General features: G+C 71.7%; 11 protein-coding genes. 5 read left to right on the top strand and 6 right to left on the bottom strand.

The annotated features are described in order from the left end of the window. Positions 1–65 precede the first annotated feature (65 nt). From ABZT04_RS45370 to ABZT04_RS45355, 4 genes are all read right to left on the bottom strand, one after another. Positions 66–440: an RNA polymerase-binding protein RbpA gene (locus ABZT04_RS45370; protein ID WP_003977404.1), complete on the bottom strand. Its 375-nt coding sequence runs from the start codon at positions 438–440 to the stop codon at positions 66–68. 255 nt (positions 441–695) lie between these two features. Further along, a complete protein-coding gene (locus tag ABZT04_RS45365) occupies positions 696–2045 on the bottom strand; it encodes an MFS transporter (RefSeq protein WP_356066434.1) in 1350 nt (449 codons plus the stop codon). Positions 2046–2084: 39 nt separating this feature from the next. Next, positions 2085–2852: a glycerophosphodiester phosphodiesterase gene (locus tag ABZT04_RS45360; protein ID WP_356066431.1), complete on the bottom strand. Its 768-nt coding sequence runs from the start codon at positions 2850–2852 to the stop codon at positions 2085–2087. Further along, positions 2849–3502 (bottom strand): hypothetical protein, encoded by a 654-nt coding sequence (locus ABZT04_RS45355; protein ID WP_356066429.1) that lies wholly within the window; start codon positions 3500–3502, stop codon positions 2849–2851. The genes ABZT04_RS45360 and ABZT04_RS45355 overlap by 4 nt, the downstream gene beginning before the upstream one ends. 100 nt (positions 3503–3602) lie before the next feature. On the opposite strand from ABZT04_RS45355, the gene ABZT04_RS45350 reads away from it, so the two are divergent. Then, positions 3603–5105, top strand: coding sequence for a PLP-dependent aminotransferase family protein (locus tag ABZT04_RS45350; RefSeq protein WP_356066426.1), 1503 nt, complete (start codon positions 3603–3605; stop codon positions 5103–5105). 54 nt (positions 5106–5159) lie between these two features. Here the strand turns inward: ABZT04_RS45350 and ABZT04_RS45345 are convergent, their stop codons facing one another. Together ABZT04_RS45345 and ABZT04_RS45340 are read right to left on the bottom strand one after the other, a co-directional pair. After that, positions 5160–6737 (bottom strand): hypothetical protein, encoded by a 1578-nt coding sequence (locus ABZT04_RS45345; RefSeq protein ID WP_356066423.1) that lies wholly within the window; start codon positions 6735–6737, stop codon positions 5160–5162. Between the two features lie 34 nt (positions 6738–6771). Then, positions 6772–6966: a hypothetical protein gene (locus tag ABZT04_RS45340; protein WP_356066419.1), complete on the bottom strand. Its 195-nt coding sequence runs from the start codon at positions 6964–6966 to the stop codon at positions 6772–6774. Between the two features lie 256 nt (positions 6967–7222). On the opposite strand from ABZT04_RS45340, the gene ABZT04_RS45335 reads away from it, so the two are divergent. From ABZT04_RS45335 to ABZT04_RS45320, 4 genes are all read left to right on the top strand, one after another. Further along, a complete protein-coding gene (locus ABZT04_RS45335; RefSeq protein ID WP_355918488.1) occupies positions 7223–7615 on the top strand; it encodes an ankyrin repeat domain-containing protein in 393 nt (130 codons plus the stop codon). A 336-nt stretch (positions 7616–7951) separates the two neighbouring features. Next, the gene (locus ABZT04_RS45330; RefSeq protein WP_356066416.1) at positions 7952–9370 is read left to right on the top strand and encodes a HEAT repeat domain-containing protein; all 1419 of its coding nucleotides are present in this window, start codon (positions 7952–7954) and stop codon (positions 9368–9370) included. Positions 9371–9509: 139 nt separating this feature from the next. Continuing rightward, positions 9510–10637 (top strand): glycosyltransferase family 1 protein, encoded by a 1128-nt coding sequence (locus tag ABZT04_RS45325; RefSeq protein ID WP_356066413.1) that lies wholly within the window; start codon positions 9510–9512, stop codon positions 10635–10637. Then, positions 10634–11329 (top strand): glycosyltransferase (locus tag ABZT04_RS45320; RefSeq protein ID WP_356066410.1); only part of this gene is annotated, 696 nt, incomplete at its 3' end. The genes ABZT04_RS45325 and ABZT04_RS45320, both read left to right, overlap by 4 nt.

The following is an 11329-nucleotide window of genomic DNA, read 5'->3' as shown; positions in this document are numbered from 1 at the left end:
GTACATGTTCGTACGGCGCCCGCGCTTACTTGCTTGTGCGGTAGAACCGCTCCGCACCTTCAGGACTAGGCCGACTTGCGGCTGTCCCTCGGGTGTACCGCGATATTCATCGCGCCGGAACGGAGAACGGCAAGACGCTCCTCGAGGACCTCTTCGAGTTCCTCGCGGGTGCGCCGCTCCATCAGCATGTCCCAGTGGGTACGCGCGGGCTTGGCCTTCTTTTCCTCAGGGCCGTCGCCGTCGACCAGGAGTGCCTGGGCCCCGCAGACCTTGCACTCCCACTCCGGCGGAATCTCCGCCTCGACCGAGAAGGGCATCTCAAAGCGATGTCCCTTCTCGCATGCGTACTCCACGGCCTGGCGTGGTGCCAGGTCGATACCGCGGTCCGTCTCGTAGCTGGTCACCACGAGGCGCGTGCCGCGAAGAGCTCGCTCACTCATGAATCGTGCCTCCCGGGCTTGTCGCCCACAGGACAGGTGTCGCTGTCGTCGTCATCCGGTCAACGTCCGGTCGGCGGTAAAGATTCCCGTACGGGGTCATGCGTCGCCGTCGTAGCCGCCCCTTGTTGTACCCACCAGCGCCCGGTTTGTCACATCTACTAGCAGATGTCACCTAGCGATTCGTCATCTTTGACGCGCAGTAACGGTACGCCAGGCAGGCCAAACGCGTACACTACCGCCCTTTCGCCTCCAGCGCTAAATCCTCTCGGGAAGAGGATTCCCCGCGTCGCTGATCGCACGCGCCACCGGAACCCGTGCGAGCAGCACGAACCCGATGGCGAAGAAGGCCACCAGGGAGACGATGGCGTCCCGATAACTTCCGGTCACCTGGTACGTCACCCCGAACAGAAGGGGGCCCAGCCAGCTCATGCCCCGATCGCTCATCTCGTACGCCGAGAAGTACTCGGCCTCTTTGCCGGGCGGCACGAGATGGGAGAACAGGGACCGCGAGAGCGCCTGGCTGCCGCCCAGTACCAGCCCGATCCCGGCGGCCAGCACGAAGAACCAGACGGGCGCGTGGGCGGGCAGGAAGTATCCGGCGGCCAGCGTCATCGTCCATGCGACGAGCGAGCCGAGAATCGTCCGCTTGGCTCCGTACGCCCGGGCGAGTCGCCCCATGCCGAGCGCGCCGGCCACCGCGAGCACCTGGACCATCAGTACGGCCGTGATGAGCGTCGACTGGCTCAGGCCCAGCTCCTCGGAGCCGTAGACGGAGGCCTGTGAGATCACCGTCTGGATGCCGTCGTTGTAGATCAGGTAGGCGAACAGGAAGGACAGCGTGAGCGGTTTGCCGCGCATGTCCCGGACCGTCGCCGCGAGTTGCCACCAGCCCCGCGTCGTCGGCGCCTCGGACGTCGTACGGCCGCGGTCACGCAGTCGTTTCAGCGGTACGACGGTGAAGGCACCCCACCAGATGCCCGCCGAGGCGAGACAGATGCGGACGGCCGTCGACTCGGACAGGCCGAAGGAGTCGTGGGCGGTGAACAGGATCAGGTTCGCGACCAGGACCAGGGAACCGGCCGCGTAGCCGAAGGCCCAGCCGCGTGAGGAGACCGCGTCCCGCTCCTCGGGTGGGGCGATCTGCGGGAGGTAGGAGTTGTAGACGACCATCGAGACGGCCACCGAGGAGTTGGCGACGATCAGCAGGAAGCCGCCCAGCAGATAGCGGTCGCCGTCCAGGAAGAACAGTCCCGTGGTGGCGGTCGCGCCCACATAGGCGGCGAGCGCCAGCAGCGGCTTCTTGCGGCCGGTCCGGTCGGCCGCCGCGCCCGCGAGGGGCATGACGAGGATCGACACGATGACGGACGCGGAGACGGTGTAGGCGAAGAAGGAGCCCGCCCGGACCGGTATCCCCAGGGGATGCACGAACCCGTCCGGGTCGGCCGCCGACTTCGCGACCGAGGTCAGATAGGGGCCCAGGAACACGGTGAGCACGCTCGTCGAGTAGACGGAGCAGGCCCAGTCGTAGAAGTACCAGCCGCGCTGCTCGCGCCGCCGCTCAGCGGCCTCGTCGGCCGCCGGTGACCGCAGGGTGTCCGTACCCACCCGTGCCCTCGCTTCCCCGTGCACGCGCCGCCCCGGGGCTCAGGCCCAGACGCCCCGCTCCACCATGACCTCGCGCAGTGTGTCGATGTGATCGGTCATGATGCCATCGACTCCCAGGTCCAGGAGCCGGTGCATGCGATCGGCCTCGTTGACGGTCCACACGTGGACCTGCACCCCGCGCGCGTGGGCGGCCCGTACGAAGCGCAGGTCGACCACGGGGACGCCCGACTGCTCCTCGGGGACCTGGGCGGCGACCGCCGAGCGGCGTACCGGGAGGGGCGCTCCCCAGGACCGCAGCCGCAGATTCAGCACCCCGCGCGTGCCGAACGACGTGGCCAGCCGCGGCCCGGCCAGATGCTGGGCGCGGACCACGCGGGCCTCGGAGAAGGAGCCCACGCAGACGCGGTTCCAGGAGTCGGTGCGCTCCAGCAGGTCCAGCAGGGGGCGCAGGGCCGGCTCCGCCTTGATGTCGATGTTCCAGCGCACCTCGGGGAAGGTCTCCAGCAACTCCTCGAAGAGGGGGACCGGTTCCCGGCCCGCCACGCGCGCGTGGCTCACGTCCGACCAGAACAGGTCCGCGATCCGGCCCGCGCCGTCGGTCACCCGGTCCAGGGTCTCGTCGTGGAAGGCGACGAGCTTCCCGTCCGCCGTGGAGTGGACGTCGGTCTCGATGTACCGGTAGCCCAGCTCGACCGCGCGCCGGAACTGGAACACGGTGTTCTCCAGGCCGTCCGCCGCGCCGCCCCGGTGGGCGAAGGGGATGGGGCCGGGGTGGTCGAGATACGGATGACGTATGAGCGTGGTCACCCGGGCAGTATTGCCCGTTCCGGTGACCCGGCGGCTACGACCGTGCTGCCGCCGGATGCCGACGGGGCGGCGAACACGCGCAGGAACAACTGGGCGAGCGGGCCGATCGCCAGGGCGTACAGCAGAGTGCCGATGCCGACGGTGCCGCCGAGCGCGAAGCCGGTGGCCACGACCGCGACCTCGATCGCCGTCCGCATCAGGCGGATGGAGCGGCCGGTGCGCCGGTGCAGCCCGGTCATCAGCCCGTCGCGAGGGCCCGGTCCGAAGCTCGCGGAGATGTAGAGGCCGGTGGCGGCCCCGTTGAGCAGGATGCCGGCGAGCAGCAGCGGAATCCGTACGGCGAGGCCGTGCGCGTCCGGCACCAGAGCGAGGGTGCCGTCCATGGCCAGGCCGACCACGAACACATTGGAGACCGTGCCCAGGCCCGGGCGCTGGCGCAGCGGGATCCACAGGAGCAGTACCGCCGCGCCCACGATGATCGAGACGACACCGATCGTCAGGCCGGTGAGTTCGGCGAGCCCTTGGTGCAGCACGTTCCAGGGCTCCAGGCCCAGGCCCGACACCACCAGGAGCGCCGAGCTGGCGCCGTAGAGCGCGAGTCCGACGTAGAGCTGGACCAACCGTCGGCCGAGACGGTTCCGCGTGGACAATGGGTGCCCCCTGGTGGTGGTAGTGGCCTGATGCGTGACACTCTGTGGCTTGGGAACGAATGGCATCCATGGCCAATTCGGGGAAGGTGGACTGGTTTCCATGGCGCAGTGGACCTCGGCGATGGGCGCCGCACAGCTCGCCCGGTTGCTCAACTCGCAGCAGGACCGCCCGGCCGGGCCCGGCACCCGCCGTCCGCCCGCCTACCGGGCCCTCGCGGACGGCATCCGCCTCCTCGTGCTGGAGGGGCGCGTCCCGGTGGCCGCCCGGCTGCCCGCCGAGCGGGAGTTGGCGCTCGCGCTCTCCGTCAGCCGCACCACGGTCGCCGCCGCCTACGAGGCGCTGCGCACCGAGGGGTTCCTGGAGTCCCGGCGCGGAGCCGGCAGTTGGACCGCCGTACCGGCCGGGAATCCGCTCCCCGCGCGCGGGTTGGAGCCGTTGCCTCCGGAGGCCCTCGGTTCGGTGATCGACCTCGGCTGCGCCTCGCTGCCCGCGCCCGAGCCGTGGCTGACCCGGGCCGTCCAGGGCGCCCTGGAGGAGCTGCCGCCGTACGCCCACACGCACGGCGACTACCCGGCAGGGCTGCCCGCGCTGCGCGCGATGATCGCCGAGCGGTACACCCTGCGCGGGATCCCGACCATGCCCGAGCAGATCATGGTCACCACCGGTGCGATGGGTGCCATCGACGCCATCTGTCACCTCTTCGCCGGGCGGGGCGAGCGGGTCGCGGTCGAGTCGCCCTCGTACGCCAACATCCTCCAGTTGATGCGGGAGGCGGGCGCCCGGTTGGTGCCCGTAGCGATGGCGGACGGGCTCTCCGGCTGGGACATGGACCGCTGGCGCCAGGTACTGCGGGAGGCCGCGCCCCGACTCGCGTACGTCGTCGCCGACTTCCACAACCCGACCGGCGCCCTCGCCGACGACGACCAGCGGCGCCGCCTCGTGGACGCGGCCCGCTCGGCCGGGACCGTGCTCGTGGCCGACGAGACGATGACCGAGCTGTGGCTCGACGAGGGTGTCGACATGCCACGCCCTGTCTGCGGCTTCGACCCGGCCGGTTCGACGGTCATCACCGTCGGCTCCGCCAGCAAGGCCTTCTGGGCGGGCATGCGCATCGGCTGGGTGCGCGCGGCTCCCGATGTGATCCGCAGCCTGGTCGCCGCCCGTGCCTACGCCGACATGGGCACCCCTGTGCTGGAACAGCTCGCCGTCAACTGGCTGTTCAGCACCGGTGGTTGGGAACAGGCGGTCGAGATCCGACGTGCCCAGGCCCGCGAGAACCGGGACGCGCTGGTCGCGGCGGTACGGCGGGAGTTGCCCGGCTGGGAGTTCGAGGTGCCCCGGGGCGGACTCACGCTGTGGGTCCGCACGGGCGGGCTGTCGGGCTCACGGCTCGCCGAGATGGGGGAGCGCGTGGGGGTGCGGGTGCCGTCCGGGCCCCGCTTCGGGGTCGACGGGGCCTTCGAGGGCTATGTCCGGCTGCCGTTCACCGTGGGCGGCGCGCTGGCCGAGGAGGCGGCCGTACGGCTGGCCGCGGCGGCGCGGCTGGTGGAGAACGGGGTCACCGGGGGCGGCGGGGACGCGCCGCGGACCTTCGTGGCGTAGACCGGAGGGGGCTGTACCCGGGGCCGGTGCGGTAGCCCGCACCGGCCCCGGCTCCTACGAGGTCTCCGCCACCGCGGCCTCCACCACCACTTCTGTCGGCACCGTCTCCGCCGCGTCCGCCGGTGTCGTGTGCGGCGGCAGCAGCGCCAGCACCGCCTGGCGGTCCGCGTCGTTCGTCGCGTCGTCGTACGGGTCCGGGGTCGCCGGGACCTGGAGCCGGTGCACCGGACCGCTGCCCAGGCGCGCGTAGCCGCGGCCGGGGGGCATCTGGGCGATCGGTGTGGTGTGCGGGGGAGCGCCCAGGACCGCCGCCAACTGCTGGGCGGTGGCGGGGCCGAGGACGACACGCGCGCGTGTGTGCTGCCGTACGGCCTCGCAGATCGTGTCCGCGCTGTCGAACTGGTCGGCCACCACCACCGTCACATTGGCCGCGCGGCCGTGCCGCAGGGGGACCTGGAGGAGGGACTGCGGATCCTTGTGGCCGTCGGCCGCCGCCACATGGGTGAAGGCGCTCGGGCGGTCCAGGATGATCCACAGCGGGCGCCTGGTGTCGTCCGGCGCCGGGTGGCCCGACTGGTGGGCGCGGTTGGCCGCGATCAGCCGGCGTTCCGTCTCGTGCGCCGCCCACTCCAGGCTGGCCAGCGCGCCCGAGAGCCCGCACTCGACCGCGAGGACGCCGTCCCGGCCGGTGAGGCACGCGTACTCGCCGGTGCCGCCGCCCTCAACGATCAGGACGTCGCCGTACTGGAGGGCCTGGATCGCGATGGAGCGCAGCAGGGTGGAGGTGCCGCTGCCGGGCTGGCCCATGACCAGCAGGTGCGGCTCGGTGGAGCGGACGCCGGTGCGCCAGACGACCGGCGGCACGTCGCGCTGCTCCGCGCCGTGGGTGAGGGGGAGCGTGCGGTGGACCTGGGTCGGGTCGGTGAAGCCCAGGACGGTCTCGCCGGGGGCGGTGACGAAACGCTGGGCGGAGATGTCGGTGGGGAGCGGGGCGAGGACGCCGACCGTGAGCTGGTTGCCCTCCTCGTCCCACACGAAGTGGTACTCGCGGCCGCGGCCGGACTTCGCGGTGAGGAGCTGCTCGATCCGCGCGCGGGAGTCGGCCTCGCTGTCGGTGAAGTACGCCGGGTAGCGGACGACCAGGTGGGCGATGCGGCCCTCGCCGTCGAACTCGTGGGCGGGGAAGGCCTGCTCCCAGTCGCCGCCGTGGGCGAACAGGGGTGCCGGGTCCTCGGCGGTGGAGAAGTAGGGCACCAGCGCCTCATAGAGGGACTGGAGGCGCTGGGTCTGGGACTCGTCGGGGCCTTCGGGCGCCGGCGGGGTGCGGTCCCGGCCGTGCCATGCCGCCGCCGCCATCAGGACGATGGCGGCGAGCAGCGGGCCGTACGGCATCAGTGCCACGACCAGGATCACCGAGGCCACCAGGAAAAGCAGCGGCCCGCGCTTGTCCTTGGGGGTGTCGGCCCATCTGCGCCGCCCGGCGGATGCCAGCCGGCGCAGACCTCGGGTGACCGTGATCAGTGGGTGGAGGACGTCGGTGGCGCTGTCGGCCGCCGTCCGGGCCAGCTCCCGGCTCCGGGCGAGTTGTGCGGTGCCGTTGCTCAGGATGCGGGGGAGGGGGCGCCGAGCCACTGCTGTCTCCTGACGGTGCGTGCGGGTGGTTGCGTCAGAACTTGATGCCGCCGAGGAGGCTCGCCAGGCTCTCGCCGCCTGCCTTGATGCTCGGGGCGATGGCCGTGCTGGCCATGTAGAAGCCGAAGAGCGACGCCACGAAGGCGTGCGAGGCCTTGAGTCCGTCCTTCTTGAAGAAGAGGAAGACGATGATGCCGAGAAGGACAACGCCTGACATGGACAGGATCATTTGAGCTCTCCTGGTTCGTGGGGACAGTCACCATGAGTTGTTCCAGGATCACAGGATGTATCCATACGATAAAAGGTGCAAGTGGGTGAATTTCGGCAGATTTCCCTCAGATGGTGGAGCGCATTCGGGCCCTCTGAGCAGGGGATTCCCCTGTGGCGGGCCCGATGGTGATCTTTGCCTCGGCGGGGGCCGGTCATGTGTCGGCGTAGCCAGTACGCTGGCGATTCACCCGTACCAGTGAGAGGCGGTCAGGCCGATGAGTGAAGCACCCGACCCCGAGGTCGTGGAGCTTGCGACCAAGATCTTCGACCTGGCCCGCAGGGGCGGGACCGAGGCGCTGGTCGCGTATGTGGACGCGGGCGTTCCGGCCAACCTCACCAATGACCGCGGTGACTCCCTGGTGATGCTCGCCGCGTACCACGGCCACGCCGAGGCCGTACGGGCCCTGCTGGCACGGGGTGCCGAGGCCGACCGGATCAACGACCGGGGGCAGACGCCGCTCGCGGGGGCCGTCTTCAAGGGTGAGCAAGAGGTGATCGAGGTCCTGCTGGAGGCCGGTGCCGATCCGGCCGCGGGCACCCCCTCGGCGGTCGACACGGCCCGGATGTTCGGCAAGGCCGAGCTGCTGGAGCTGTTCGGCGCGCACTGAGACACCGGCCCGTCGGCAGCGAAGACGGGCCTCCTGACCAGGTACAACAAGAAAAACGGGGGAAAACGGGGGAAGGCAGCACCGGGCCGCCCGAAATTTCGGTCGCGGCAGCGAGAACTGCCGGGTCATCATGACGTCGTGATTTACGGACGCGATGGCCGGGCAGGTGATGCCGCACCGCGCGGGCCGTGATGAGGCCCGCATGGGCCACCGACGAGAGGCAGAGGAAAATGGTCTACAGCAAGCAGGAAACGGCGGGCGCCCCGACGTGTTGTCACGCGGCCAGGTAGTGCACGTCCCCCGGTTGCGTCGACGCTTGATGTGAGGCTGTTTCCCATGTTCGAACCGGTCATAGCGCCCAGCGGTACGCTGCTCGGCCTGCTTCAGCGGGGCCGCGGCGACGGCACACTGCACGCGCTCACCGCCCCCCGTGCCGAGGCACTCGCGGCGTTGAACCACTGTGTGCTCCGCGACCCCCGCCACGACTGGCAGGTGGAGAACCGCTCCCTGTACTACGCCCGTCTGTACCTAGATCTCAACGGCGACCTGGACGCCGTCGAGGCCCACCTCTTCGACACCGAGGACGTCCTCGACACCGAGGAGTCCCGCACCGGCCTCGCCCTGGCCGTCCTCGGGCACCTCGCCTCCTACGGCAGGCGGGACGCGCTCGAACTGCTGCGGAGGTACGCGGCCTCCGGCAGCAACTGGGCCTGGGCCCTGGACGAGCTGGCGCTCAGGGACGACGACGCGGGCCTGCGCGCCCTCGCCGCCCCCGTCCTGGCGCGTTTCCCGGCCGACCCGGAGGGCGAGGCCGAACTGGCCACGGCCGTACGGGACGCCTTCGAACCCCGGCCCTGGCGGCTGTGGGCCGAGGATCCACGCGAATCGATCGCCACGCGCGTGCGTGCCGCCCAGGAAGCCGGCTGCTTCGACCGCTGGCAACGCCAGATGCGACCATCCGGGCCCCGCCCGGGGTGGAGCGTGCAAGCGGTGTTCGATTGGGCCCAACAGGGCCTCGAACGCGGAGCCGCCCTGCACGTCCCCGCCGCCCGCTGCCTCAGCGCCGTGGCGGGCCCGGAGGACCGGCCCGAGATCGTCGAGGCGGCCAAGGACGGCAGCGAGGGAGCCCGCTGCACCGCCCTGCGCTATCTCGCCGACAGCAACGATTCCGAAGCCCTCCAGCTCATCGAGCGCGCGGTGGCCACCGGCTCGGCGCCCGTGGTGGAGGCCGCCGTCGACGCCTTCGAACGGATGCGCTCCGTCGCCGCCGTCGACCGGGCCCGCGGCTGGGCCCGCCGCCCCGACCCGCTCGGTGCCGCCGCCGGACGGATGCTCGCCTGCCGGGGCGGAGCCCAGGACAGCGACCTCGTCCTCGGCGCCCTCAGGGAGGCCGTCATGGGCGAAGGACCCGACGCCCCCACCCTGTGGACCCTCGTCGACGGCGCCGGCCGCCTGGGCATCGCCTGCGCCGCACCCGTCCTGCGCCATGTGTACCGGGAAACCGCCTCGTCCCATCTGCGCGGCCGGGCCGCCCGGGCGCTGGCCGCCACCGACCCCTCCTACCCCACCGGCTTCGCCGTCGAGTGCCTCTGGGACTGCGAGGAGACCACCCGCGAGATCGCCGCCCGGCACGCCGAGACGGCTGACGCCCGGGTCGTGGAGCAGCTCCGTAGGCTCGCCGCCGACCCGGCCGAGGAGGCGGAGGTCCAGACAGCCGTACGGAGCCGGATCGGGCCCGACGCCCCCGCAGTGTGAACGTGGGATGACTCGCGGGTCAGACGGGCATGGACGCCGTCTGACCTGCTCGGGTGCGCAGCGCAACGCTCATGGGACGTTCACCGTTCGCATAGATCCACGTTGACGCGGGCACGTCCAGCACGGCGACAACACGGGTATGCGTGTCGTCATCGTGACCGAATCCTTTCCCCCCGATGTGAACGGCGTGGCCCACTGCGCGCTCCAGACCGCCCGGCACCTCGTGGATCGCGGTCATCATCCGCTCGTCGTCGCGCCGGCCACCTCGGCCGGTAGCGGGCCCGACGCCCAGTCGCCGTGCCCTGTCATCCGTGTCCCCTCCCTACCGCTCCCGGGCTACCCACAGGTCCGTGTCGCCCTCCCCAGCCGACGCGTCGCCGCGGCCATCACCGAACACCGCGCCGACATCGTGCACCTGGCCAGCCCCTTCATCCTCGGCGTCCGCGGCATGGCCGCCGCGGCCCGGCTCGGCATCCCCGCCGTGGCCGTCTACCAGACCGACCTGGCCGGATACGCCCGTACGTACGTCGGTGCCGGCGAGGCCACCGCCTGGCGCCGCATCCGCTCCGTCCACGCCGCCGCCGACCGCACCCTCGCGCCCTCCAGCGCGGCCCTGGGCGACCTGGAGGCGCACGGCGTGCCCCGGGTCAAACTCTGGCCGCGTGGCGTGGACACCGAGCGCTTCCGCCCCGAGTACCGGGACGAGGCGCTGCGCCGCGAACTGGCCCCGAACGGCGAGCTGATCGTCGGCTACGTCGGCCGGCTCGCCCCCGAGAAGCAGGTCGAACTCCTCGCCGGAGCCTGCGGCCTCAAGGGCGTCCGGGTCGTGGTGGTCGGCGACGGACCCAGCCAGCCGCACCTCACCGAGGCGCTGCCGGGCGCGGTCTTCCTCGGTCGGCGTACCGGCGACGAGCTCGCCCGTATCTTCGCCTCGTTGGACATATTCGTGCACACCGGACCTTTTGAGACCTTCTGTCAGACCGTCCAGGAAGCCATGGCCAGTGGCGTCCCCGTCGTCGCGCCCGCCGCCGGCGGACCGCTGGACCTGGTCGCCCACGGGCGCACCGGGTTCCTCTTCCCGCCGCGCGACGAGAACGCGGTGACGGACGCCGTACGGACCCTGGCCGCCGATCCCGCGCTGCGGGCCGAGTACGGCGCCGCCGCGCGGGCCATGGTCGAGGGGCGCACCTGGGCGGCCGTCGGCGACCAACTGATCGCGCACTACGGCGATGTCCTCGCCGGGCGCAGGACGGTGGTGGCGGCATGAACACCGCGTCGCTGCGCATCGTGCGGCTCGCCAACTTCGTGGCCCCCTCCTCCGGGGGGCTGCGCACCGCCCTGCGCGAGCTGGGCAAGGGCTTCAAGGAGGCCGGGCACGACCCGGTCCTCATCGTGCCCGGCGAGCGCCACACCGACCGCGAGACCGAGCAGGGCCGGGTCATCACCCTGCCCGGCCCGCTGCTGCCCGGGACCGGCGGCTACCGCGTCCTCGCCGACAAGCGGCGCGTGGCCAACCTCCTGGAACAGCTCGCCCCCGACCGCCTGGAGGTCTCCGACCGTACGACCCTGCGCTGGACCGGAAAGTGGGCCAGGCGGGCCCGCGTCCCCGCCGCGATGGTGTCCCACGAGACCGCCGACGGCGTCCTGCGCACCTGGGGCCTGTCGGAGAACATGTCCCGGCGCACCGCCGACGCCCTCAACGTCCGTACGGCGCACACCTACGCGCGCGTGGTGTGCACCACGGAGTTCGCCGAGCGGGAGTTCGTCCGCATCGGCGCCCGCAATGTCGTACGGGCTCCGCTGGGCGTCGACCTGGTGGGGCGCAGCCCGGCGCTGCGGGACCCGGTGGTGGGGGGGGGGGGGGGGGGGGGGGTGGGGGGGGGGGGGGGGGGGGGGGGGGCGCCGGCGCTCTCGTTGACAACATACCCCCCCCCTCACTCACCTGAGTCGGGCGGGTGG

It is taken from the genome of Streptomyces sp. NPDC005492 (genome assembly GCF_040605995.1).
Taxonomy (GTDB): domain Bacteria; phylum Actinomycetota; class Actinomycetes; order Streptomycetales; family Streptomycetaceae; genus Streptomyces.
The sequence above is the reverse complement of the archived record's forward strand: the minus strand, read 5'-3'. Positions and strand labels throughout refer to the sequence as shown.

Excerpts from the sequence above, each read along its gene's own strand:
- ABZT04_RS45350 (WP_356066426.1), top strand. The coding sequence starts at position 3,603 with ATGGCGCAGTGGACCTCGGCGATGGGCGCCGCACAGCTCGCCCGGTTG.
- ABZT04_RS45335 (WP_355918488.1), top strand. The coding sequence starts at position 7,223 with ATGAGTGAAGCACCCGACCCCGAGGTCGTGGAGCTTGCGACCAAGATC.
- ABZT04_RS45330 (WP_356066416.1), top strand. The coding sequence starts at position 7,952 with ATGTTCGAACCGGTCATAGCGCCCAGCGGTACGCTGCTCGGCCTGCTT.
- ABZT04_RS45340 (WP_356066419.1), bottom strand. The coding sequence starts at position 6,966 with ATGATCCTGTCCATGTCAGGCGTTGTCCTTCTCGGCATCATCGTCTTC.
- ABZT04_RS45325 (WP_356066413.1), top strand. The coding sequence starts at position 9,510 with ATGCGTGTCGTCATCGTGACCGAATCCTTTCCCCCCGATGTGAACGGC.
- ABZT04_RS45370 (WP_003977404.1), bottom strand. The coding sequence starts at position 440 with ATGAGTGAGCGAGCTCTTCGCGGCACGCGCCTCGTGGTGACCAGCTAC.